This window comes from Paraburkholderia sp. J94, from assembly GCF_905220285.1.
GTDB lineage: Bacteria > Pseudomonadota > Gammaproteobacteria > Burkholderiales > Burkholderiaceae > Paraburkholderia > Paraburkholderia tropica_A.
Genome location: NZ_CAJMZH010000002.1, coordinates 119553 through 143316 on the forward strand (window position 1 = coordinate 119553; position 23764 = coordinate 143316).

The window sequence follows — 23764 nt, forward strand, 5'->3', positions numbered from 1 at the left end:
TGATTACTCCGCTGCCAGGATGGCGGGCGCGCGCGCGCCGCTGCGTTCGAGGGTGAGCGCCGGCACGTTCGCGCCGGTGCCGCAAATCGGGTTGCCGTGAACGTCGCGCATGTATTTGTCGACGACGCCTTCGAACAGGCCCGGCGCGACGTTCGAATAGAGCGTCACGGGGGTCTTTTCGCCGGGGATCGCGAGGCGCTCGTAGGCGCCGCGGCTCAGCATCGTGGGCGAGGCTTTGGCGCGGGCGATCCATGCGTCGAAGTCGGCGCGGCTGGTGGCGAGCGTGTCGAAGTGCATGTCGGAGAAACCCGGTCCGCTGAAGGCGGCCGAACGGCCCGCGTAGACGCCGGGTTCATTCGCGATCAGATGCAGCTTCGTTTCCATGCCCGACATCGCATAGACCTGGCTGCCCAGTTGCGGAATGAAGAACGAGTTCATCAGCGACTCGGCGGTCAGACGGAACGACACGGGCGTGTCGACCGGAATCGCCAGCTGGTTCACGGACGCAACGCCGTAGTCGGGATAGATGAACAGCCACTTCCAGTTGAGCGCGACCACGTCCACGCGGATCGGCTTCGTCTGCGATTCGATCGGCTTGTACGGATCGAGCGAGTGCGTCGTGCGCCAGATCAGCACGCCGAGCGTGAGCACGATCACACAGGGAATCGACCACACGATGACTTCGATCGTGGTCGAATGCGCCCACTTCGGCGCGTAGGTCGCGTCCGTGTTGGACGCGCGGTAGCGCCACGCGAACCACAGCGTGAGCGCGATCACGGGAATCACCACCAGCAGCATCAGGCCGAGCGCGATCAGGATCAGGTTCTTTTCCTGCACGCCGATGTCGCCTTTCGGGTCCATCAGCACGGAGCTGCAACCGCCGAGCAAGGCCAGCGCGCCGCTCGCGGCGAACGTTGCGGCCGCGCGTAATGATTGGCGTAACGGTTGACCTGTGGGCGGGTGAAAACGGGAGGTGTGGGTGGAGTGTGGCTGCGGCGGGCCGCCTTCAAAGGACGGTCCTCTTCGAGAAAGGGATTGGCGCATGTCGGGTTCCAGGGTTGACGAACGCGCAAACCCGTCGATACAGCGCGTGCCCGGAATGCCTCGCCGCTTTGGTCAGGCTCCGCCGCGGCAGTGGCCATACATGCACTATATGTATGGATTTACGCGATTCGTGTCCGCATGCTAGAGTAAGACATGATACATACATGGTGCGTCAGGATGACGCAAGGTCAATGACGCAGCCCATCGAGCACGATTCCGAATCCGATCACGCCGCCTCGCCGTGGGCGTCGGCGCTCACGCGCGGCAGCGGTCCGCGTTACCTCCAGCTCGTCGATTTCATCGAGCGCGCCGTGGCCGACGGCACGCTCGCGCCCGGCGACCGCGTGCCCGCGCAGCGCGGGCTGGCCAACCTGCTCGGCGTCGATCTCACCACCGTCACGCGCGCCTTCAACGAGGCGCGGCGGCGCGGACTGATCGAGGCGCGCGGGCCGCTCGGCACCTTCGTGTCCGCGCCGCGCGCGGAACTCGCGCAGCGCGTGGACCTGAGCATGAACATCCCGCCGCCGCCCGTGGGCATCGACACCAACGCGCTCCTGCGCGAAGGGCTTTCGCGCCTGCTGCTGCGCAGCGACGCGGATCTGCTGATGACTTATCACGTCGGCGGCGGCGGCGCGGCCGACTGCACGGCCGCCGCGCACTGGCTCGCGCCGGCGCTCGGCGCGGTCGATCCCGCGCGCGTGGCGGTCTGCCCCGGCGCGCAGGCCGCGCTGGCGGCGCTGCTCGTCGCCTTCACCTCGCCGAGCGACACGATCCTCGCCGAGCCGCTGCTCTATCCGGGCTTGCCGCATGCCGTCGCGCAACTGGGCCGCCGCCTCGAAGTCATCGACACCGACGCCGACGGCATGCGCCCCGACGCGCTCGAAGCCGCCTGCCGCTCGCACGGCGCGCGGCTGCTCTATCTCAATCCGACCTTGCAGAACCCCACGGCGGCGACCATGCCCGAGGCGCGCCGCCGCGAGATCCTGCGCGTCGCGGCGCGCTACGACGTGCGCATCGTCGAGGACGATCCCTATTGGCGCTTCGCCCCCGACGCCCCGCCGCCGCTCGCGCGCCTCGCGCCCTCGCAGGTCTGCTATCTCTCGACGCTCTCGAAAACGCTCTCGCCCGGCTTGCGCACGGCCTTCCTCGTGATGCCCGACGTGGCCTCGCACGCGCGCTTTCTGGCGGCGCTGCGCACGTTTTCGCTGATGGCCGCGCCGCTCACGAACGCGCTCGCGATGCAGTGGATCGGCGACGGCACGGCCGCGCGCATCTTCGATGGCGTGCGCGCCGAGGCGCACGAGCGCCAGCGCATGGCCGCGCAGATGCTCGGTTCGTCGGCGGGCGCGGGCATCCATCTCTGGTACGCGCTGCCGAGCTACTGGCAGGCGCGCGACCTCGCGGCGGCGGCGAATATCGAAGGCCTCGCCGTCGCGCCATCGACGGCGTTCGAGCAAGGGCCCGGCACGGCGAACGCGATCCGCATCTCGCTGGGCGCCACTGCCGAGCGCAGTCAACTTCAGGCCGCGCTGCGGCGGCTCTCCACGCTGCTCGCGAGCAATCGCTCGGCGCACGCGCAAGTCATCGTCTAAACCGGCGCGCGCGGTCTCGCCTGCGCCGCCTGCTGCGCGCGCGCCACAGGCGGATCGCCGCCCGCGTGTCCGGGCGCGCGGCCTGCCCCCGCGCTGCGCGCCTCCCCACGCCTTGCAAACCGCATCAGGACTCGCTCCCAGCGCGACGCGCACCCGTCGGCCTTCGTCCCATGCACTTTCTGCAAGCTCCTCATGAAAACAATGCAGTGGACAGCGAATTTCGATGCCCCTTTAATTAGCACGGTCATTCGTTTTTCATGACGCTTACATAAATATATTGGAGACATACATGCGTGTGCGCAGGCATGGGTTATGTGGCATTGCTCTCGCAGTGGCGGCAAGCGGCGCGGTGGCAGCCGAATCGGGTGTGACGCTGTACGGCGTCGCGGATACCTACATGCAGTACCTCAGCAACGACGGGAAGAACACCGTCGCGCTCAAAAGCGGGGGCTCCACGAGTTCGTTGTTCGGCCTGAAAGGCACCGAGGATCTGGGCGGCGGGCTGCTCGCGCAGTTCAACGTGGAAACGGGCTTCAACCTCAATAACGGCGGGCTCTACGCCGACACCAGCAAGCTGTTCTTCCGTCAGGCCTGGGTCGGCCTCAAGCACGAGAAATACGGTTCGCTGTCGTTCGGACGTCAGTACGATTCGAGCTTCCGCGTGGTCTACCCGACCGATCCGTTCAAGGTCAACGAAGGGCTTTCGCCGTTCGCCGCCTACGTGCTGGCCGTCGACCGCAACACGCTGTCCACGCAGTACGACTCGGCGCGCCTGAGCAACTCGGTGCTCTACCAGACGCCGCGCATCGGCGGCGTCCAGCTTTATACGATGTACGGTTTCTCGGAGACGGTCACGCAACCGGTGCCCTCGACGTTCGGCAACACGCTGAACCTCGGCGTGAACTTCACGGGCGGCGGGCTTTACGCGGGGCTCGCGTATGTCTACCAGCACAGCGGCACGGCGCGCTACGCGTCGCTGCCCGCCTCGATCGACCTGATGAACACCGAGCACTTCATTGCCGCGCTCGCGTATCGCATCGGTCCCGTGAATCTTCAGGCCAACTACTCGTACAACCGGCCGAAGGGCGAACCGGCGCCGGGCTCGTTCACCGCGCGGCTCGGCTCCGCGCACTCGCTGAGCATTGCGGAAATCGGCGCGACGATTCAGGCGACCGCCGTCGACGAAATCCAGCTTGCCGCGCTCTACCGCAACGTGCGCGGTGCGCACGACAACACGCCGGGCTTCCAGATCGGCATGGATCACTGGATCTCGAAGCGCACGAGCCTCTACGCGCGTGCGGGTTACTTCAAGAACAACGGCACGGCCACCGTGAGCTGGCCGGGCGTGAGCGTGCCCCCGCCCGTTAATGAAAGCGGTTCCAAACAGGCGATGGGCGCGGTCGGCATGACGCATCGCTTCTAAAGCGCTTCGCTCCATTAAAGGCAAAAGCGGCCCGCAAGGGCCGCTTTTTTTACTACCGCGCGCAACATTCAATCGATGATTCAGTCGATGCGCTCGACGTCGTCGGGCTTCCAGGTCTTGTCGAAGAACGGCTGCGTCGGGCCGTACAACCGCAGGATCACGAAAAAGCCCTTCTCCGGCAAGGTGCGGATGTAGTTCTTCGCGTCGGCGGGCGGCTTCGGCCCGAACACGATGTCGATCGAACCGTCGGCGTTCTTCGCGGGCTCGTCCATCGTGTTGATCGACGGAAACGCCTGGCCGTTCTGCAACCCCGAAGCACTCCACGCATCGTAGGCCGTGACCGACCAGAAGATATGCGCCGGAATGCCCGCGGGCAAATGCAGCTTGTAGGTGTGCTCGCCCATCAGGAAACGGCCCTGTGCATCCTTGAACGCCACCGGATATTTCGCGCCCACGTTGACCATATTGACGGCCATGCCGGGGCTCGCCGAGTACGCGTAGGTGAAGAAACCGGTGCGAATGTCGATGTAGTTGAAAGTCGGCGACGTGAATTCGGCGTTGCCCGGAAACACGTTGAGCCACTGGCGGTCTGGATACCACGTTTGCGCGTGCGTATTCGCGGGCGGCGCGACGGCGATCACGCGCGCCATCTTCGCCGCCGTGCGCGCGGCGGCGTCGAGAATCTTGCGCGTGCGCTCGTCCGGCTTGAACGGCTGCCCCTTGACGATGCCGAGACTCGCCGCCATGCCGCGCATTTCCATATCGGCGGGATCGGGATACTCGCTGTCGATGAAACGCGACAACATGTCGAACGCACTGCCGTCGGTCGGATACAGCATGTTGACCGGCACGCCCGACGCGTCGGGAAACTGCATGGGCTTCGCGCTGGCCTGCTGACCAAGCGGATAGATCTTCGTCTGTTCGAGCACGCCGACCGGCTGCGCGAGTGCCTTCGGATTCTTGAAGAAGCCGCGCCAGAACACGAACACGCCGTTCGTGCGCGAACGATAGACGTAATAGCCCTCGGGCACCGGGCCGTCGTAACCGGGCGGCAGCACGAGATATTTGCCGCCCTTGCCCTTGTCGGGGCCCGGCAGGCCGACGTCGCCGCACATGACGCGCCCTTCGAGCTTCGGTCCGCAAATGGGGCGCTGGAAGAAGTCGTCGAGAATGCCTTGCAGGCCGGGCGGCACTTCGATCACCATCGGGCCGTCCTTGCCCACGTCGAGATAACCGAGCGCGTAGATCACGTCCGAATTCGGCGTGGTGATCTGCGTGCGCGCGTCGAGCCGCTCCTTGAAGATGGGCAGCACGTTGTAACCCGCGCCGAACTGCCGCTCCGAGCCCTCCTTCATCGCGTACATGTTGAACGCGGGAATCGCCCAGATATACGTCTGGACCGCGCGCTGAAACAGCCACTCGTCTTGCAGCGACTGGACCGACTTCGCCGCCGGATAGCCGCCGGGGAACGGCAGGTTCGCGAGTTCGCCATAGTGCGGCGCGATTGGTGCGATTGGTGCAATTGGTGCGGCGTCCGGTGTGGCTTGCGACCACGCCATGCAGGACGCCGAGAGCGCGGCGGCAAGTGCGATGCCGCGCAACGAGGTGTTCAGGTTCATCATGCGTCTCCTCCGCTCGCCGATTACGGGTTCGACGCGCTGGCGGCGCGCACCGGAGGCGGCGTCCACGAGCCGTCGAGCGCCGCGGGCTCGGGCCAGTACGCGCGCACGTACAGCGAGAAGTCCTGGCCTGCGGGCGCGGGCAGCCAGTTCGCGCGCTTGTCGCCCTCGGGCGGCGCGCTCTGGATATAGATCGTGAGCGAGCCGTCCGCGTTGAGCTTGAGATCCTTGTTCTTCGTGCCCACCGAATAGCGCTTGATGTCGTTCGGCGAGAAGAAGTGATGCTCGTTGTAGAGCGTCAGCGACCAGAAACCCTTCACGGGCGGCAGTTGCCCCTTCGGGAACGTGACCGTGTACGCATGCGAGCCGTTCAGGCGCTGGCCGCCCGCATCGGCGTCGAGATAGAAGTATTTGGTCTCGTTGCTCTTGTTGACGAGAATGTTCGACTTGGCGACCGCCGTGCGCGTGTAGTAGTCCGTACCAAATGCCGCACCGTTGGTGATCGTGTGCCAGTTGTCGTTGAGCGCATGGCCGAAGCTGTTGAAGTTGAACATCGGCGCGACCACTTCGGTGTCGGCCTTCTTCGCTTCGTCGACGATCGCGGCCTTGAGCGCGGGATCCTGGCGCGCGGCCGCGAGCAGCGCTTCGGCCTGCGTGTAGAGCGCCTGTTCGCCGGGCAGCGGCGGCGTGGCCTTGAGCACGAGCGGGAGTTCGTCCCAGAACTTCTCGGGCTCGACGAAGCGGATTTCCGTGTCGCCGCCGCCGCCGTCCTTGCCGAAGTGCGGCAGCGCGGCCCAGTCGGTGCGTTTCATCTTGCCGTCGAATTCAGCGAGCGGATAGACGCCGATCTGGTCGATCGTCGTCTGGATCGCCTTGCGGTCTTCCGGCGTGTCGTCCATGAACACGCGAGGAATCACGAGCCCCACCGAAGTGGGCGAGCGGAACACGTGCTGGATGCCCGCAGGCACCTTGCCCTTCCAGTTCGGGCCGGCGAGCAGATAGAAGCCGGGCTTCGTGCCATACATCTTGCCGAGACTCGCGAAACTGTCGGTGCGCGTGTCGACGGCCTGGATCACCCAGAAGCGGCTGCCGAAGTCGGGCACCTGCACGACGACCGGCGAAGCGTCGAGGTCGACCACGGCCGAACCGTACACGACATCCTGATTCGGGCAGGCCACGAAGCGCTCGGCGGGTTCGATGTAGTCGTGCAGCATCGACAGGTGATTGGGCGGCGCGAGCGGCACGATGCCGCCGTTCAGCCCCGGCGTGGGCACCTGGCGCGCCGCGAGCAGGCGGTTGTAGATGTTCGTCATCGGCCAGGCCCAGACGTAAAGGCTGCGCGCCAGCGTGCGCGCATACGCCTCGGACATCGCGTAGCCTGCCACCGGCCCGGGCGGCAGCGCCGCCGCGTGAGGTTGCGGCGCACCTTGAGACGGGGCTTCGGCCGCCGCCGCGCCGTGGGCGAACGACGCGGCCGCCAGGGCGAGCGCGCTCATGAGGATGCGATTTTTCATGGTTCTTTTCCGATTATCGTGATAGTTCGCATAGCGCGCGTGCCAGCGCAACGGCGCTGAAAAGGCAAGCCAATAAAAAAACGGAACGACGATGAAGCGAATGCTGAACAAATCCGCCTGGCTAAAAAGACAAGGTACGACTCCCGGACTCTGCGTCGGGTCAATTCATCGGCGGGCCAATTCGCAAGAACCCGCGCGCATGGCGGTTTATGCGAAATGAAATGCACGACAAACGAATGATGCCGGGCCGATAAAGAATCATATCGGGCAATTGAAAATCCGATATTTTCCCTGCATGGCGGATACTAGCGCTGCGGCCGGGGCGGCGACAACCGGGAATGCTCAATGAGTTTTGGACTCTTCCGGCTTATTGACGTGAGTCACTCGCACCGGAAATGCGTCGATATGCAGGCGCAATACGCCGCCGCAATCCCAATACGCCGCATAATCGAACGCGCAATTCGATTGCCGCATTTTTTACCCTGATTTATTCGATTTTTTTCAATGCGCATTTGCACTGAGCCGGAAAAACATAACGGCAATCCGCATTGCGGCGCGAAATCGGCCGGGGCTGGCATCGCGCTTGCTTCTCGCCTTTCGAATCGACTCATGAGTCCGGCAACGCACGGCCAGCACACAGTTCGGCGAGACGCTGTCACGCAGCGCCAGTACACTCGTCGAAACGGACTCGCCCGCCAGGCCGACCACCGGGCTCCAGGTAACCGCGCCGCCCCCGGCGCCTTTTTTCGGGAGAAATGAAGATGGCCAACGACACGATGCTGCAGCAGATGCGCGACAAACCGGGCTTCATCGCCGCGCTCGACCAGAGCGGCGGCTCCACGCCGGGCGCGCTGCGGCAATACGGCATTCCCGAGAGCGACTATCAGGGCGACGACGCCATGTTCCGCCTCATGCACGAGATGCGCGTGCGCATCATCAGCGCGCCGGCGTTCACGGGCGCGAAGGTGATCGGCGCGATCCTGTTCGAGCAGACCATGGACGGCCAGGCGCACGGCAAGCCCGTGCCCGCGTTCCTCTGGGAAGACCGTGGCGTGGTGCCGTTCCTCAAGGTCGACAAGGGTCTCGAAGCGGAAGCCGACGGCGTGCGCCTCATGAAGCCGAACCCCGGCCTCGACGCGCTGCTCGAGCGTGCCCGCAAAGCCGGCATTTTCGGCACCAAGATGCGCTCCACGATCGAGCGTGCCTCGCCCGAGGGCATCGCAGCCATCGCGAAGCAGCAGTTCGAGGTCGGCGCGCAGATCAGCGCGCACGGGCTCGTGCCGATCATCGAACCCGAAGTGTCGATCAAGGCGCCCGACAAGGCCCAGGCCGAAGCGCTGCTGCGCGACGAACTGCTCAAGGGCCTCGACGCCCTGCCCGCATCGAGCGACGTCATGATCAAGCTGACGATCCCCGACACGCCCGACTTCTACCAGCCGCTCATCGATCATCCGCGCGTCGTGCGTGTGGTCGCGCTCTCGGGCGGCTATTCGCGCAGCGACGCGTGCGCGCGCCTCGCGCACAACCACGGCATGATCGCGAGCTTCTCGCGCGCGCTGATCAACGACCTCACGAAGCAGATGAGCGACGCCGAGTTCGACGCCACGCTTGCCGCGAGCATCGACGAGATCTATCAGGCGTCGGTCAAGAAGGACTGAGCGGCTCGCCGCATGCGCCCCGCGCCGGGGCCGTCGCGTTAAAAACCGAAAGACAGCCGGGGACGGATCCCGGCTGTCTTTTTTTGCGAGACGGTTATACTGTGCGCCAGTTGATCGTTCACTCATTTTTCGCGATATGGACCGGCCATGAGGCGGATCGTCTGCCTGCTCGCCATGCTGCCGGGCTTCGTGCAATACGCAGCAGCCCAGCAGCCCCCCGAGGACAATCAGAAGCTCCCCACCTACCTCACCCAGAAGTTCGGTCTGGCGAAGGAAAAGGCTGCGCAGATTTCCGAGGCCGTGACCACGGCCGCCGCGAAATACTCGCTGCCGCCCGCCGTGCTGCTCGCCATCATTTCGATCGAGTCGCGCTTTCGCGAAAAGGCGCGCGGCGCGAACAACGCCACCGGGCTCATGCAGGTCGTGCCGTCGGCGCACCGCAATCTGCTGCATAACAAGGATCTCACCGACCCCGACGTCAATATCGATGTCGGCTCGTCGATCCTCTATGGCTACAAGCGCGATGCTGGCGGCGATCTCGACGCGGCGATGAAGAACTACGGCGGCTCGAAAGCCTACGCGCAGAAGATCCGCGCGCGCGCCATGGAGTTCAGCCACGTGCTCGACAGTGCGAGCGCCCCGAGCGCCGACGATGCTGCGGCAGCCAGCGCGAGCGCGGCCTACACCGGCGCGTTTTCTGCCACGCTGGCGGCGAATGCGGTGGCCAACGCAGCGGCCACCGCAGCGTCCACCGCCAGTTCAGCGACAAGCGGTGCGAGCGCGGCGTCGGCGCCAACTGGAGCGTCATCATCAGTCGCGGCATCGGGCGCGCAAAGCGCCTCGGCCACCAAGGCCTCAAGCGCGCGCGACGCCACACGCAACCAGTCGCGTTCGCGCGAACGCTGATCCGCCAACCGCGCGCAAACTGGCGCGCGGCGTTGCTCAGACTCATCCGCTCAACCGCGCTGCCGCTCCACCGGCGGATACGCGTAACATCCTTCGAGATGCACCGCGCGCGGCACGTAAAGCCGCAATGCCAGATAGAAGCGCTCGGCGGGCGCGGGCAGCCAGTTCGCGCGCAGCACCGGATCGGCGGGTTCGCGCGCCGAGATCGCGATACGCAAGCCGCCGTCGTCGTCGTGACGCAGACCACGCGTGCGATCGCCGAGCGAATAGCGGCCGATGGCGTTCTCGGCCAGCATGCAGGTCGCGCGCTCGTAGGCCGTCAGCGACCAGAACGCATCGACCTGCAACGCCGCGCCCGGCGCGAAGCGCAGCACGTACGATTCGCGGCCGTCGAGCGGCGTGCCTTCAGCGTCGCAATCGGCGGTGATGTACATCGCTTCCTCGATGCCGAGCGCGCCGATATAGCTGAGCGCGACCTGCGCGCGCTCGCGATAGTCGTCGCCGAAAGTTTCGCGCACATCGACCGGCAGCGCCCAGCCGCCGCCCAGCGAGAGCGGCGGCGCGCTCGTGAGTTCGCGCGTGAGCTGCGCAATGGCGTGCGTGAGCGCGTCGGCTTGCGCGGCGTCGAGCGTGGCGCCAACCGCACCAACCGCACCATCCACACGATTCGCACATTCCACGCCGATACCGCACGCGCGCCACCGCGCGACGTTGGCCTGCGCGCGGGCGGGCGGCGGGTTCTCCGCGAGCGCGCGGTTCACGACCTGAACGAAGCGCGCCGCATCGCCGAGACGATCCTGCGGCTGCAACCAGGCATCGATGCGCGTCGGCACCGGCGCCGTGCCGCCCGGCGCGCGTTCGATCGACAACTGATCCTGCAACTGCACGGCCGCCGCGAGATCGTCCGCGCCATCGACGAGAATGCGCCCGATCACCCAGACCGTATCGGTCGGACACGCAAGCACGCGCATGCCCGCGGGCACCTCGCCGCGCCACGACGGCCCGTGCACGAAGAACGCGCCCGCGTCGCCGCCGGTCGTGCGGCTGCCGATATAGCCGAACGGATTCGTGAACATGTCGAGCATACCGAGCACGTAATAGCGCGCGTGCATGGCCGGCACGCGGATCACGAGCGGGCCGCCGCGCAGGTCGAGCCACGCGCTCGAATAAAGCGTGTCGTTGTTCGGCGTGACGACGCGCCGATGCTGCGGCCCGAGCAACTGGCGCGTGTGCAGCCAGGCGTTGGCCCAGCGCGCATTCGTGTGATTGGCGTGATTGGCGTGATTCGCGTCGGGCGCATCCGGGCCTTCGACGCGCGGGCAGGTCGCGGACAACATGCGCGCCATTTCGTAAAGCGGCAGCGCGAATTGCACCGCCTCGACGGCGAGATCGAACAGTTCGCGGCTCGCGGCGGCGGAGTCGTCAAGCGATGCGGATGAGACAGTCGGAGTATTCATGGCGATGTGTAGCGAGATGAATGGCGTCGGCGTCAGGCGTTTGCGTCGGAGAGCTTTTGCACCGGCGGAATCGCATAGCGCCCTTCGAGAAACGCGGCCTGCGGATGATAGAAACGCAGAATCAGATAGAAGCCGTCGGCGGGCGCGGGCAGCCAGTTCGCGCGCGCATCGGCGGGCGCGTCGTGCTGGATGACGATGCGCAGGCCGCCGTCGGCGTCGTACTGGAGACCCGGCGTGCGGTCGCCGATCGCGTAACGGCGGATCGGGTTATCGACGAAATAGCGGTCCGCGCCATAGAGCGACAGCGACCACAGCGCATCGACGGGCGGCAACTGGCCCGGCGCGAAATACAGGCTGTAGCGGCGCGTGCCGTGCAGATGCTCGCCGGCATCGTCGAAATCGGCGGTCGCGTAGACGGCCTCTTCCGACGCGAGCGCGCCCAGACCTTTCATCGCGATACACGCGCGCAGCAGATGCGCATGACCATAGCGCCCGAGTTCGAGGCTGTAGACCCAGTTGCGGCGCGTGCGGCTTTCCGTGAACGCGAGCAGCAGACCTTGCGCGTCGGCATACGCGCGGCGCAAGCCGTGCTGCACTTTCTCGGGCAGCGCGCTCACGTCGGTCCGGCCGTGCTCGCGCAGACCGGCGCGCAGCAACATGCTGAAGGCGGCGGCCTCGTCAGCGCGCGGCGGCAAATCGGCGAACGAATCGAAGACGTGCTGAAAGAAGTCGAGCGCGGCGTCGCCGCTTTCACAATCGTTTTCTCCCCATTCCCGCACGCACTGCGGGCCTTCGGAACGCGGACCGCTCAGGCGGAAACCGACTGCAGCCTCGCGCGCTCGCGGCAGATCGCTATCGGCCTGTACGAGCACGCGGCCGAGCAGCCACACGAGCGCCGTGGGACAGGCCACCGGCGTGCCGTCGCCCGTGGGCTGCTGCCCCGGCGCGTGCAGCACGACGCGCGCGCCGCGCGTGCCCACGTTGCGCGGCCCAAGATTCGTGAAGTTGTTGGTGAAGGCGTCGAGCAGCTCGATCACGAAATAACGCGCGTCCTCCACCGGCGGAATGTCGAGCACGACGGGACCGTTCGAGAGATCGATCCACGCATTCAGATAGAGAAAATCGTTGGCGGGCGTGACGATGTCGCGGTCCTCGTGGGTCCAGCGGCGCGCGCTCGCATAGAGCGTATTGAACGGCGCGCGCAACGGACTGCGCGAATGCGGCTGCGTGTGCAGCGCGCACGTGCGCATCACCTCGACGACCGGATAGCGCGCGAGCGCGAGCGGCCCCGCCGCCATCTTCACCAGCGCGACGACGGGATCTTCATCGGACTGCATCAGCGGATCAATCTGGCTCATGGCCTGCGTATACATAGCGATATTCCTGCGCTTTCAAATAACTTTGGATTCCTGCCTATTTAAGATCGAGCGAGCGCGTTTCGCGCATCGTTACGGGCGATCGACTCGCCAGCGGCGGGCGCTCAGCGCTCGCCCGACACCAGCGGACTCGCCACGCTTTCGGGCTGTTCGTTGCGGGCGAGCGCGGCGAAGCGCGCGCGGTCGCCTTCGGGATGAATCAGCACGGCGGCGACCAGTCCGGCGATGATGGCGAACCCGCCCGCGAGCGTCATGCCCGTCTGGAAACCAGCGACCGGGTTGGCGGCGCGGTCGATTACCGAGCCGATCACGGCCGGCGTGACCAGCCCGCCGAGCGTCGCAATACTGACGTTGATGCCGAGCACGCCGCCGCGCTGCGCGGGCGGCACGATCTCGCCCGCGAGCGTCATGCCGCTCACGAACGTGAACGACGCGAGCGAGAAAGCCACCGTCACCGCCGCGATGAGGAGCGGCCCGGTGCCAAGACGCGTCATCAGGACGAGCGCGATGCCCGAGGCCACCACCGCCGCCGCGCCGAGCGTGCCGCGCGCATGGCGGCTCGACACGCCGCGCGCCATCAGCCGCTGCGACCACCAGCTCAGCAGCGGCGAACTCACCATCTGACCGAATGCGGGCAGCACCACGATCCAGCCGACCTGCGTGAGCGAATAGCCCGCCACGCGCACGAGATAGCTCGGCAGCCACACCGTCGCGACGGTCAGGATCACATAGGCCGCGAAGCCCGCGAGATCGCTGCCGACGCAGGTGCGCGACAGCAGCAGCGCGGACAGCGGAATGCGCTCGGGATAGGCCGTGGCGCCCTCGCCGTGGCCCGTGCGAGCCGCCACGGCGTGCGGGTCGTCATGCCCGCCGAGCGGCCCCTCCTTGCCGATCCACAGCCACAGCGCGCTCCACACGAGGCCCACGACTGCGAGCAACTGGAACGCCGCGCGCCAGCCGAAGGCCACGATCACCGTCGTGATCAGCGGCGCGATCAGCCCCGCGCCGAACGACGCGCCGATCGTGAGCAGCGCCGACGGCACCGCGCGTTCGCGATCGGGAAACCACTTGTAGAGCGCGTGCACCGCGACCGGATACGCCGGCCCCTCGCTCGCGCCGAGCAGCACGCGCGACAGCACGAGCGTGGCGGGCGCGGCGAAGAGGAGCAGCGGCACCTGCGAAATCGACCACGTGACGGCCATGGCGAGCAGCAGCCAGCGCGTCTTCACGCGATTCGACAGCAGGCCCACGAGCAGCGCGGAAATCGAAAACAACGTAAAGAAACTGGCGGCGATGCGGCCGAACTGCCCGTGCGTGAGATTGAGCTCGCGCATGATGGGCTCGGCGGCCAGGCCGATGAGCGCCTTGTCGGCGAAATTGATGGCGAGAAAGAAAAACAGGCCGGCGACGATTAACCATCGCTGGGCGCGAGTATGCGTCTCGAACGTCATTGCGTCTCCATTCGCGGCTTTTTTTCGGACGGCCGGCCAGCGCCGGTCGCCTCGTCTGCCGCATCGGGAGACATTGGACGATGCGCGGATCAATAATACAACTGCATAATTTGCATCGAATCAATAGATTGAGCGCATGAATGCGAAGCGCCGCCCGGGGCACGGTGGCAATCGCCTTGGGGACTTATCGGGATGGCGTGGCAGCGACGCGCTTGAACGCGTCGATCGCCTGTTCGGCGGCGGGCGACAGCGTGCGCCCCGCGAGATGGACAATGCCGAACTGCAGCCATAGCGGCGAGCGCGTGGGCAGCGAAAGCGGCACGAGCCCGGCCATGCGCGCCGGATCCGACATCGCGTGCGTGGTCAGCAGCAGGAGCGCGTCGGTTTTGCGCGCGTACTCCTGCAACACATGCACATCGTTGCAGACGAGATGAAATTCGAGTTCGTGATTCGGCGCGTAACGGAGCCATTTGCGCAGCGCCTCGCGCATCGGATCGGGCAGCGGCACCGACACGACCGGATACGCGTGCAAGGCCTGCGCATCGAGCCCCGCGCGGCCCGCGAGCGGATGCCCCTCGCGCACGAACCACGCCGCCTGGTGACGCGGCAGCGCTATCACGTCGACCTCGCTGGTCGGCTGGGCGCCGCGAATATCGACGATCAGGAAATCGAGCGTTTCGGCGTGCAGCGCGTCGAGCAGATTTTTCCAGTTGTCGACGGCGGCGTTGATGCGCAATTGCGGATGATGGCGCGCGAGTTCGTCGAGCGCGGCGGGCAGCAGCATCGCCGCCGGATACGGCCCCGCGCCGAAGCTCACGGCGCTCATGCCGTGATCGCGCAGCAGATCGACGTCGCGCACGAGGCAGCGCGCCTCGAACAGCACCTTTTTCGCGCGGCGCACGACCATTTCACCCGCGGGCGTGATCTGCACCTCGCGCGTCGTGCGGTCGAACAGCGCCATGCCGAGATCGTCCTCGATCGACTGGATGCTGCGGCTCAGCGCGGGCTGGCTCAAATGGACGCGTTGCGCGGCGCGCGCGAAACTGCCCTCTTCGGCGAGGGCGATCACGTGTTCGAGCTGGCGTAGATTCATGGCGAGGCGCGGCAATCGAGACGGGGTGACCGTTGAGCGGTCCGCTTCGAACGCCGGACCGGATGCCGCGCGCAGGCACGCGTGCAGACGCGAAACCGGCGCGCGGAAGGGCGCGCCGGTTCGAGACCGCTAACCGGGATGGCCGCCCCGCTCAGGCGGCGGCCGACGCGCTCAGGCGTTCGCGGCAGGCGTGTCGCCGTCCGCAGCCGGGGTGGCCGGTGCTTCGGGCGCAGCCGGTTCCACGGCTTGCGGCGCGGCTTCGGGCGCTTGCGCTTCGGTGGCCGCGGCCGCTTCAGCCGGAGCAACCGGAGCCGCCGGCTCAGCCGCTTGTTCGGCGGCGGGCGCTGCCGGCGCAGCCGCGTTCTGCGGCTTGGCTTGTGCCTCGGCCTTGGCCTTCTGGCGCGCGAGCGCCGCGTTGGCGCGGCCGACATGCGACGGATCGATGCCCGGGCCTTCCGACGCCGTGCCGTCCAGCTCGTAACGCGGGCCGCCCGCGGCCACGCGCTCGTGGTAACGCGGATGGTTCACGTGACGCTTGAGCACGGCGACGATCAGCGTGCGCTCGTAGTCCGGGTGCGCGGCGACCAGATCCTCGACGACACCGATCTTGAGCGGCAGACGCTCGCGGAAGGTCGGATAGAGCTTCGCGAAAACGTTCCAGACCGTGTTGAGCTGGCGATTGCGCTCGATGCGGGCCTTTTCGGCTTCGCTGAGGTTCGCCGCCGGTTGTTGCGCACGCGCCGGACGCTGACGATGCGGGCCGCGGCCCTCACCTTGCCCTTGCCCCTGGCGTGCGCCCTGACCTTGACGCTGCTCGCCGTCGCGCGGACCGCGCGGACGACCCTGACCGCGGCCTTCCTGCGGCTTGCCGCCTTCAGCGGCGCCCTCGGCGCGCTTGCCCTGCGGCTTGCCATGCGACGGACGCGGACCGCGTGCGCGCGCTTCCTCCGCGCCGGCCGGACGCGGACCCTTCGGGCCCTTGTGGCCCGGAGCACCCTGCCCACGACGCGGGCCCTGCGCGCCCTTGGGCGAGGACTTGCCTTGCGGCGACTGCGCCTGTTCTTCGGGCGGCTGTCCCGTGCCCATCCCCATGCTCTTCTTGATTTCGAGAAGACCATCCTTGAAGCTCAGGGTACGGCGTTGTTGCGTTGCGGCTTTCACGTCCAGCTCTCTTCCTTATTGGATCGGACGCTATGATACCGAATCGCGCGCAGCATTTCTGTCGCCGCGACTCGCCGATGCCACGCGCGTGCCGCTCGCAGCGCGAGCGAAGCGCTGGATCGCCTGCTAACGTGGCCTCCGCGAAAACCGGTCTTGCGTGCGAATCACCCTGTTTTTACGGGGTTTTTTGCGGATTTCCATACTTCACACCCGCACCGCGCCCCCATTTTTCCCGCCGCACGCGCCCCCGCGCGCATCGTGCGCTTTTTTTGTCACAAACATGAACGTTTCCTCGACTTCGCCTTCTTCGATCCGCGCCATCGTCACCGGACATTCACGCGGACTCGGCGCCGCGCTCGCCGAACTGCTGCTTGAGCGCCAGATCGACGTGCTCGGCGTGGGCCGCAGCGCGCATCCGACGCTTGCCGCACAGAGCGCCGCGCGTTTCGCCGAAACCGCCGTCGATCTCGCCGATCCCGCCGCCGTCGAGCACTGGCTCGCGAGCGGCGCGCTGAGCGCGTTCGCGCAAGGCGCGGATTGCGTGCTGCTGTTCAACAACGCAGGCACCGTCGACCCGATCGCGCCGCTCGGCGCACAGGACGCGGGCGCCATCGCCCGCGCGATCACGCTCAACGTCGCCGCGCCGCTGATGCTCGCCAACGCACTGGCCAGCGAAGCCGGTTCGGGTCACGCCGCGTCGCGACGCATCCTGCACGTCTCCAGCGGCGCCGCGCGCAACGCCTACGCGGGCTGGAGCGTCTATTGCGCGACCAAGGCCGCGCTCGATCATCACGCACGCGCGGTCGCGCTCGACGCGCCGCGCGGCGTGCGCATCTGCAGCGTCGCGCCCGGCGTGGTCGACACCGGCATGCAGGCGACGATCCGCTCCACGTCGGCGGACAACTTCCCGCAACGCGAACGATTCGAGCAATTGAAGCAGAACGGTCAGTTGGCGACGCCCGACCACGCGGCGCGTCTGTTGATCGACTACGCGCTGAGCGACGCCTTCGGCTCGACGCCGATCGCCGATGTACGCGAACTCGGCTGATTGCGCTGTCGAATGCACATGCTCCCGCAAACGCTCACCTTGATGGTCAAGGATGACGCGGGACCATAACCTGCAATGACGGGTTTCAGCGCAATTTCAGCGCGATGACGAGCCGCCTTGCGCGGCTCGTTTCCCATCGCTCCCGCAAACCCTCACCTTTGCATTCGTGCCGCGCTTTCAGGTGAGCGCCACGCGCGGACGCAACTCCGCTTTCAAACGACGCGCGCCGCCCGCGAGGATCAACAACGCGCCGATCGCCAGCACGTCACCGGCGAGACGGGCCGGCAAGATCGCCGAAACGTGCGTCGCGCGAATCAGCGTATCGACGGCATTGGACACGAGCGCACCGCCCACGAAGCACACAAGCCCCTGCTGCCCCACGCTCACGACGCCCGGCAAGCGCCGCGCGAGCCAGCCGATCCAGCCGAGTCGCACCGCCTGCGCGGCGAGCCACGCGACCGCGGCGAAACTCACGATGCGCAGGCTTGCGAGGTTCTGCTTCATATAGCCGGGCTGGGGCGTCACTTCGATAAAGAGCCGCACGACCGCGAACGCCACGACCAGCGTGATCGCGAGCACCGTGAGCAGTCGGCCGAGCCGCGAGATCTGGAACGCATCGGTCACCGGATAGAGGCGGCACAGCAGCCCGAGCAGGAACATCGCCTGCCACGCGAACGGATTGAACGGCCAGATCGAACCCGGCACCGTGGGCAAGAAACGCACGAGCCAGCATCCAGCGAACCATGTCGCGAAGCTGCCGAGCAGCACCAGATCGGGACGGCGGCGCGCCAGCGGCATGACGAGCGGCAGCATCAGCACCAGAATCACATAGAGCGGCAGCACGCCCGCGAGATACGGCTGATCGCGGAAGATCGCGATATTGCCGAGCATCGCGAACGGATGCGCGGTAAAGCGCAGAAAGCCCGTCTCCGCGACCAGCGGCGAATCCACGCGCAGCGCGACGGCCGCCGCACCAGAAAGCAGCATCAACGCGGCGGCGCACAGATACGCGGCATAGATCTCGCGCCCGCGCCTCAAAAAGCGGCGATTGGCGGCCTCCGTGCCTTTGCGTGCGGCAATCGCGAGCCAGCTCGCGGCCGCCACGTAGCCGCTCACGAACACGAACACCTCGGCGGAGTCGCAATAGGCGAACGTGTGCAGCATGCCGTGCGACAACACGCTGGAAGGAATGTGATCGAGTGCAATGGCGATCAGCGCGAAACCACGGAAAAAGTCGATTTCGATCGATCGCTTCGCTGTCTGGCTCATCAATGAAGACTCCCGTCGTCCCTGGCGGATGTGGCGATTGAGAAAGACGTCTCTGCTGGATGTGGCTGTCGATGACTACGCGAATGCTTTCATGAGGATGACTGACAGTTTCGATGCCGCTGCACCGCGCGCGAAAAGCGCATGAAAATGCCGGGCATCCGAAAGCGCTTCGTAAAAACCGGTTCGTTTCATCGCTACACCATGCGAATTCGGTGCCAGCGCATGTCGAATCTTTCCTCGACATCCAGCATGGCACATCTACGGTTGCGCACGCAGTTTCTCCCTCGACCGGCAAGGCCGCCGTAAGGATGAGCGCCGCGCGCCCCATGTCCGGGTTGACGCGCGATCGCGCGCGAGGTTCCGCCCAATGTGTTGCCGATGCCGCGACTTATGCGGCACGCATCCGCGCGACATCCCGGCGAACCCTCCGCCATTCCGTCACGCTCAATTACTTGACATTTAAAATATTTAGATCTACATTAACCTCAAGGACTGACCACGGGAGCTAGCATGCGCATTGCCTGTATCGGCGGAGGGCCCGCCGGGCTGTACTTCGGCCTGTTGATGAAGCGCCGTCACCCCGACTACGAGATCACGGTAATCGAGCGCAACCGCCCGTACGACACCTTCGGCTGGGGCGTGGTGTTCTCGGACCAGACGCTCGGCAACCTGCGCGCGGCCGACCCGGAAAGCGCCGCCGAAATTCTCGACGCCTTCAATCACTGGGACGACATCGAAATCCATTTCCGCGGCCGCTCGATCCGTTCGTCGGGCCACGGCTTTTGCGGCATCGGCCGCAAGCGTCTGTTGAATATTTTGCAGGCGCGCTGCGAGCAGCTCGGCGTGAAGCTCGTGTTCGAGACCCAGATGAGCGACGACGACGTGCAAAACGCCGATCTCATCATCGCGAGCGACGGCCTGAACAGCGCGACGCGCCAGAAATACGCCGCCACGTATCAGCCCGATATCGATCTGCGCGACTGCCGTTTCGTGTGGCTCGGCACGTCGAAGCTGTTCGACGCCTTCACGTTTGCATTCGAAGAAACGGAGCACGGCTGGTTTCAGGCGCACGCCTATCGTTTCGACGACAACACCTCGACCTTCATCGTCGAAGCGCCGGAGCACGTCTGGCGCGCGGCGGGCCTCGACGAAATGAGCAAGGAGGACAGCATCGCGTTCTGCGAAAAGCTGTTCGCGCGCTATCTCGACGGCCATGCGCTGCGCTCGAACGCCTCGCATCTGCGTGGTTCGTCGCAATGGATCCGCTTTCCGCGCGTCGTCAATCGCGAATGGGTGCACTGGAAAACCGGCAGCCAAGGCCAGCAAACGCCCGTCGTGCTGATGGGCGATGCCGCGCATACGGCGCACTTCTCGATCGGATCGGGCACCAAGCTTGCGCTCGAAGACGCGATCGAACTCGCCAACAGCATGGACGCGCATCCGCACGATTTGCGCGCCGCGCTCGCGCATTACACGAGCGTGCGCAGCGTCGACGTGCTGCGCATTCAGAATGCCGCGCGCAATTCCACCGAGTGGTTCGAGCACGTCGACCGTTACGCGAAATTCGAACCCGAGCAATTCGCCTATTCGCTGCTCACGCGTTCGCAGCGCATTTCGCACGAGAATCTGCGTGATCGCGATGCGGCCTATCTCGGCGGTTTCGAAACATGGCTCGCGCAACGCGCGAATCCCGACGCCGCAATCAACGCGCGCCCCGTGCCGCCGATGTTCACGCCGTATCGCGTGCGCGGCGTGACGCTCAAGAATCGCGTGGTGGTCTCGCCGATGGCGCAGTATTCCGCGCAGGACGGCGTGGCCGGCGACTATCACCTCATGCATCTCGGCGCGCGCGCCATGGGCGGCGCGGGACTCGTGATGACCGAGATGACCTGCGTTTCGCCCGAAGCGCGTATCACGCCCGCCTGCCCCGGTCTGTACGCGCCCGAACATGTGACGGCATGGAAGCGCATCGTCGATTTCGTGCACGCGCAGTCGGATGCGAAGATCGGCGTGCAGATCGGCCACTCCGGTGCGAAAGGCTCGACGCGCGTCGCGTGGGAAGGCATCGACCAGCCGCTCGACGATGGCAACTGGCCGCTCGTATCGGCGTCGCCGCAACAATATCTGCGCGGCGTGAGCCAGTGGTCGCATGCCGCGAGCGCCGACGAACTGCGCGAGATCGAAGCGCAATTCGTGCGCTCGACGCAAATGGCCGTCGAATCCGGTTTCGACTGGCTCGAACTGCACTGCGCACACGGCTATCTGCTCTCCAGTTTTCTCTCGCCGCTCACGAATCAGCGCGAAGACGACTATGGCGGCTCGCTCGACAACCGCCTGCGTTATCCGCTGCAAATCTTCAGCGCGATTCGCGCCGTGTGGCCGCAAGACAAGCCGATTTCGGTGCGCATTTCGGCGCATGACTGGGTCGAAGGCGGCATCACGCCCGACGACGCCGTCGCGATCGCACGCGCGTTCAAGGCGGCGGGCGCCGACATGATCGACGTGTCCTCGGGCCAGGTGAGCAAGGACGAAAAACCCGTGTATGGCCGCATGTTCCAGACGCCGTTCGCGGATCGCGTGCGCAACGAAGCGGGCATCGCCACGATCGCCGTGGGCGCGATCTCGGAGGCCGATCACGTGAACGGCATCATCGCGGCGGGCCGCGCGGATCTGTGCGCGGTGGCGCGCCCGCATCTCGCGAATCCGGCGTGGACGCTCAACGAAGCCGCGAAGATCGGTTATTTCGATGTGATGTGGCCGCATCAATACACGGCCGCGAAGAATCAACTCGAACGCAACATCGAACGCGAGCGCGCCGCGGCTGCTGCTGCCGCAGGTCTGTCGCCGCTCGAACGCGCACAACGCGCGGAAGGCACGGTATGAGCATGAACGACGCATTGCATCAACGTCACGCCGTCGTCACGGGTGGCGGCAGCGGCATCGGCGCCGCCACCGCCAAGGCGCTGCTGCACGCGGGCGCGCGCGTCACGCTGATGGGCCGCGACATGACGAAGCTCGAAGCGCAGCGCGACACGCTCGGCGGCGGCGAGAACATCGGCTGCGTGAGCGTCGATGTCGCCGACGAAGCCGCCGTGAACGACGCATTCGCGCGCGCGGTACAGGCACTCGGCGACATCGACATCCTCGTGAACAACGCGGGTCAGGCCACCGCCGCGCCGTTCGCGCAAACTGATCTCGCGCTCTGGAAGCGCATGCTCGACGTGAATCTCACGGGCGCGTTTCTCTGCACGCGCGCCGTGCTGCCCGCGATGCTCGCGCGCAAGCACGGTCGCATCGTGAACGTCGCGAGCACGGCAGGCCAGGTCGGCTATCCGTATGTGGCTGCGTATTGCGCGTCGAAACACGGCGTAATCGGCATGACGCGCGCGCTCGCGCTCGAAGTTGCCACACAAGGCGTGACCGTGAACGCGGTCTGCCCCGGCTACACGGAAACCGAACTTTTGCAGGCTTCCCTTGCGCAGATCACGCGCAAGACCTCGCGCAGCGAGGCCGAGGCGCGTAGCATCCTCGTGCGCCACAATCCGCAGCAGCGCTTCGTCACACCGGACGAAGTCGCCAACGCCGTGTTGTGGCTGTGCGCGCCCGGATCGTCCGCGATCACCGGGCAATCGATATCCGTTTCTGGTGGAGAAATTACATGACCCTGCCCGCCCGCAAGACGGCAGCCGCGAAGTCGCCGCGCAAAGGCGTTGCGCAGCCCGCGGACAATGTCGTCGACATGGAGATGAGCACGGGCACCGACAGCCACATGGGCCTGCGTCTGTGGCTGCGCCTGCTCACCACGACGAACCTCGTGCAAGCCGAATTGCGCCGCCGTCTGCGCAGCGAATTCGACACGACGCTGCCGCGTTTCGATCTGATGGCGCAGCTCGAACGTCATCCAGAAGGACTCCGAATGACCGAACTGTCGCGCCGTCTGATGGTGACGGGCGGCAACGTCACGGGCATCACGGATCAGCTCGAAAAAGAAGGCCTTGTCGTGCGCGACGCCGACCCGGACGACCGCCGCTCGATCGCCGTGCGGCTCACGCCCGAAGGCCGCGCCGCATTCGACCGCATGGCGGTCGCGCACGAGCAATGGGTGGTGGAAATGCTGGGCGGCCTCTCGCTCGACGAAAAGTCGAAGATGCATGACCGGCTCGGCAAACTCAAGCAGCATCTGCGCGACAGTTTGCCGGGCTGAGCGAACGGCGCAATCAAGACGCCGACGCGACGCCCGCATTCACCCGGATTTCAAGCAGAACTCAAGCAGGATTCAGGAAGGAGACAGACCTTGACGACAGAACGTTCGAGCGCCGACGCGCTCCTCGCGGGCAACCGCGTCACGCTCGCCGGTTACGAGGCGAAGCACTTCGGCTGGTCGGTCGAAGACCGCGTTGCGACGATCACGCTGAATCGCCCGGAGCGCAAAAATCCGCTCACGTTCGAATCGTATGCGGAACTGCGCGACCTGTTCCGCCAACTCGGCTACGCGACCGACGTGAAGGCTGTCGTGCTGCATGGCGCGGGCGAGAACTTCTGTTCGGGCGGCGACGTGCACGACATCATCGCGCCGCTCATCGATTTGCCGATGCCCGAACTGCTGATGTTCACGCGCATGACCGGCGACCTCGTGAAAGCAATGCGTCATTGCCCGCAACCGATCATCGCCGCCGTCGATGGCGTCTGCGCGGGCGCGGGCGCGATCCTCGCGATGGCCTCCGACATGCGTTACGGCACCGCACGCAGCAAGCTCGCGTTCCTGTTCACGCGCGTGGGCCTCGCCGGTTGCGACATGGGCGCGTGCGCGATCCTGCCGCGCATCATCGGTCAGGGACGCGCCGCCGAACTCCTCTACACGGGACGCTCGGCAAGCGGCGAAGAAGGCCACGCATGGGGCTTCTACAACCGCCTGTGCGACCCCGCCGTACTGCTCGCCGACGCACGGAAACTCGCCGCCGATCTCGCTTCCGGCCCGACCTTCGCGCACGGCATCACCAAGACGATGCTGCATCAGGAATGGACCATGAGCATCGACGAAGCGATCGAATCCGAAGCGCAGGCGCAGGCGATCTGCATGGCGACGCGCGACTTCGGCCGCGCTTACGACGCGTTTGCCGCGAAGACGCGTCCGGTTTTCAAGGGAGATTGAG

General features: G+C 66.0%; 18 protein-coding genes. 9 read left to right on the forward strand and 9 right to left on the reverse strand.

The features are described from left to right. Window positions 1-3 precede the first annotated feature (3 nt). Window positions 4-1044, reverse strand: coding sequence for a ubiquinol oxidase subunit II (gene cyoA / locus U4Y88_RS03925; protein WP_415774388.1), 1041 nt, complete (start codon window positions 1042-1044; stop codon window positions 4-6). 191 nt (window positions 1045-1235) lie between these two features. Between cyoA and U4Y88_RS03930 the strand changes: the two genes are divergently transcribed. Then, window positions 1236-2636, forward strand: coding sequence for a PLP-dependent aminotransferase family protein (locus U4Y88_RS03930; protein WP_310632440.1), 1401 nt, complete (start codon window positions 1236-1238; stop codon window positions 2634-2636). Between the two features lie 289 nt (window positions 2637-2925). Further along, window positions 2926-4059: a porin gene (locus tag U4Y88_RS03935; protein WP_321782378.1), complete on the forward strand. Its 1134-nt coding sequence runs from the start codon at window positions 2926-2928 to the stop codon at window positions 4057-4059. A gap of 80 nt (window positions 4060-4139) precedes the next feature. Here U4Y88_RS03935 and U4Y88_RS03940 read toward each other — a convergent pair whose 3' ends face one another. Further along, window positions 4140-5681 (reverse strand): DUF1254 domain-containing protein, encoded by a 1542-nt coding sequence (locus U4Y88_RS03940; RefSeq protein WP_321782380.1) that lies wholly within the window; start codon window positions 5679-5681, stop codon window positions 4140-4142. Between the two features lie 20 nt (window positions 5682-5701). After that, window positions 5702-7192: a DUF1254 domain-containing protein gene (locus U4Y88_RS03945; RefSeq protein ID WP_321782382.1), complete on the reverse strand. Its 1491-nt coding sequence runs from the start codon at window positions 7190-7192 to the stop codon at window positions 5702-5704. A 761-nt stretch (window positions 7193-7953) separates the two neighbouring features. Here U4Y88_RS03945 and U4Y88_RS03950 point away from each other — a divergent pair. Further along, a complete protein-coding gene (locus tag U4Y88_RS03950; RefSeq protein WP_321782384.1) occupies window positions 7954-8850 on the forward strand; it encodes a fructose bisphosphate aldolase in 897 nt (298 codons plus the stop codon). Window positions 8851-8997: 147 nt separating this feature from the next. Next, a complete protein-coding gene (locus U4Y88_RS03955) occupies window positions 8998-9756 on the forward strand; it encodes a transglycosylase SLT domain-containing protein (protein ID WP_321782386.1) in 759 nt (252 codons plus the stop codon). 50 nt (window positions 9757-9806) lie between these two features. On the opposite strand, the gene U4Y88_RS03960 is transcribed toward U4Y88_RS03955, so the two are convergent. From U4Y88_RS03960 to U4Y88_RS03980, 5 genes are all read right to left on the reverse strand, one after another. After that, window positions 9807-11213, reverse strand: a complete 1407-nt coding sequence (locus tag U4Y88_RS03960; protein ID WP_321782388.1) for a DUF1254 domain-containing protein — start codon at window positions 11211-11213, stop codon at window positions 9807-9809. 32 nt (window positions 11214-11245) lie between these two features. Next, window positions 11246-12586 (reverse strand): DUF1254 domain-containing protein, encoded by a 1341-nt coding sequence (locus U4Y88_RS03965; RefSeq protein WP_321782390.1) that lies wholly within the window; start codon window positions 12584-12586, stop codon window positions 11246-11248. 107 nt (window positions 12587-12693) lie between these two features. After that, window positions 12694-14040 carry an MFS transporter gene (locus U4Y88_RS03970; protein WP_321782392.1) on the reverse strand — a complete coding sequence of 449 codons (1347 nt, stop codon included), beginning with the start codon at window positions 14038-14040 and terminating at the stop codon, window positions 12694-12696. Window positions 14041-14224: 184 nt separating this feature from the next. Next, window positions 14225-15133, reverse strand: coding sequence for a LysR family transcriptional regulator (locus U4Y88_RS03975; protein WP_321782394.1), 909 nt, complete (start codon window positions 15131-15133; stop codon window positions 14225-14227). Window positions 15134-15304: 171 nt separating this feature from the next. Further along, window positions 15305-16294: a ProQ/FINO family protein gene (locus tag U4Y88_RS03980; protein WP_321782396.1), complete on the reverse strand. Its 990-nt coding sequence runs from the start codon at window positions 16292-16294 to the stop codon at window positions 15305-15307. 280 nt (window positions 16295-16574) lie between these two features. Between U4Y88_RS03980 and U4Y88_RS03985 the strand changes: the two genes are divergently transcribed. After that, window positions 16575-17342: an SDR family oxidoreductase gene (locus tag U4Y88_RS03985; RefSeq protein WP_321782398.1), complete on the forward strand. Its 768-nt coding sequence runs from the start codon at window positions 16575-16577 to the stop codon at window positions 17340-17342. 177 nt (window positions 17343-17519) lie between these two features. Here U4Y88_RS03985 and opgC read toward each other — a convergent pair whose 3' ends face one another. Then, the gene (gene opgC / locus U4Y88_RS03990; RefSeq protein WP_321782400.1) at window positions 17520-18611 is read right to left on the reverse strand and encodes an OpgC domain-containing protein; all 1092 of its coding nucleotides are present in this window, start codon (window positions 18609-18611) and stop codon (window positions 17520-17522) included. Between the two features lie 510 nt (window positions 18612-19121). Between opgC and U4Y88_RS03995 the strand changes: the two genes are divergently transcribed. The 4 genes from U4Y88_RS03995 (at window position 19122) to U4Y88_RS04010 (ending at window position 23763) form a co-directional block, all read left to right on the forward strand. Next, window positions 19122-21494: a bifunctional salicylyl-CoA 5-hydroxylase/oxidoreductase gene (locus tag U4Y88_RS03995; RefSeq protein WP_321782401.1), complete on the forward strand. Its 2373-nt coding sequence runs from the start codon at window positions 19122-19124 to the stop codon at window positions 21492-21494. 2 nt (window positions 21495-21496) lie between these two features. Continuing rightward, window positions 21497-22273 (forward strand): SDR family NAD(P)-dependent oxidoreductase, encoded by a 777-nt coding sequence (locus U4Y88_RS04000; RefSeq protein WP_415774400.1) that lies wholly within the window; start codon window positions 21497-21499, stop codon window positions 22271-22273. Beyond that, the gene (locus tag U4Y88_RS04005) at window positions 22270-22815 is read left to right on the forward strand and encodes a MarR family winged helix-turn-helix transcriptional regulator (protein ID WP_224012240.1); all 546 of its coding nucleotides are present in this window, start codon (window positions 22270-22272) and stop codon (window positions 22813-22815) included. The genes U4Y88_RS04000 and U4Y88_RS04005 overlap by 4 nt, the downstream gene beginning before the upstream one ends. A gap of 90 nt (window positions 22816-22905) precedes the next feature. Next, window positions 22906-23763, forward strand: coding sequence for an enoyl-CoA hydratase family protein (locus U4Y88_RS04010; protein ID WP_321782405.1), 858 nt, complete (start codon window positions 22906-22908; stop codon window positions 23761-23763). Window position 23764 lies beyond the last annotated feature (1 nt).

What these genes read in the sequence shown, in the direction of transcription:
- cyoA (WP_415774388.1), bottom strand. Translation starts at nt 1,044, where the DNA reads ATGCGCCAATCCCTTTCTCGAAGAGGACCGTCCTTTGAAGGCGGCCCG.
- U4Y88_RS03930 (WP_310632440.1), top strand. Translation starts at nt 1,236, where the DNA reads ATGACGCAGCCCATCGAGCACGATTCCGAATCCGATCACGCCGCCTCG.
- U4Y88_RS03935 (WP_321782378.1), top strand. Translation starts at nt 2,926, where the DNA reads ATGCGTGTGCGCAGGCATGGGTTATGTGGCATTGCTCTCGCAGTGGCG.
- U4Y88_RS03940 (WP_321782380.1), bottom strand. Translation starts at nt 5,681, where the DNA reads ATGATGAACCTGAACACCTCGTTGCGCGGCATCGCACTTGCCGCCGCG.
- U4Y88_RS03945 (WP_321782382.1), bottom strand. Translation starts at nt 7,192, where the DNA reads ATGAAAAATCGCATCCTCATGAGCGCGCTCGCCCTGGCGGCCGCGTCG.
- U4Y88_RS03950 (WP_321782384.1), top strand. Translation starts at nt 7,954, where the DNA reads ATGGCCAACGACACGATGCTGCAGCAGATGCGCGACAAACCGGGCTTC.
- U4Y88_RS03955 (WP_321782386.1), top strand. Translation starts at nt 8,998, where the DNA reads ATGAGGCGGATCGTCTGCCTGCTCGCCATGCTGCCGGGCTTCGTGCAA.
- U4Y88_RS03960 (WP_321782388.1), bottom strand. Translation starts at nt 11,213, where the DNA reads ATGAATACTCCGACTGTCTCATCCGCATCGCTTGACGACTCCGCCGCC.
- U4Y88_RS03965 (WP_321782390.1), bottom strand. Translation starts at nt 12,586, where the DNA reads ATGTATACGCAGGCCATGAGCCAGATTGATCCGCTGATGCAGTCCGAT.
- U4Y88_RS03970 (WP_321782392.1), bottom strand. Translation starts at nt 14,040, where the DNA reads ATGACGTTCGAGACGCATACTCGCGCCCAGCGATGGTTAATCGTCGCC.
- U4Y88_RS03975 (WP_321782394.1), bottom strand. Translation starts at nt 15,133, where the DNA reads ATGAATCTACGCCAGCTCGAACACGTGATCGCCCTCGCCGAAGAGGGC.
- U4Y88_RS03985 (WP_321782398.1), top strand. Translation starts at nt 16,575, where the DNA reads ATGAACGTTTCCTCGACTTCGCCTTCTTCGATCCGCGCCATCGTCACC.
- opgC (WP_321782400.1), bottom strand. Translation starts at nt 18,611, where the DNA reads ATGAGCCAGACAGCGAAGCGATCGATCGAAATCGACTTTTTCCGTGGT.
- U4Y88_RS03995 (WP_321782401.1), top strand. Translation starts at nt 19,122, where the DNA reads ATGCGCATTGCCTGTATCGGCGGAGGGCCCGCCGGGCTGTACTTCGGC.
- U4Y88_RS04000 (WP_415774400.1), top strand. Translation starts at nt 21,497, where the DNA reads ATGAACGACGCATTGCATCAACGTCACGCCGTCGTCACGGGTGGCGGC.
- U4Y88_RS04005 (WP_224012240.1), top strand. Translation starts at nt 22,270, where the DNA reads ATGACCCTGCCCGCCCGCAAGACGGCAGCCGCGAAGTCGCCGCGCAAA.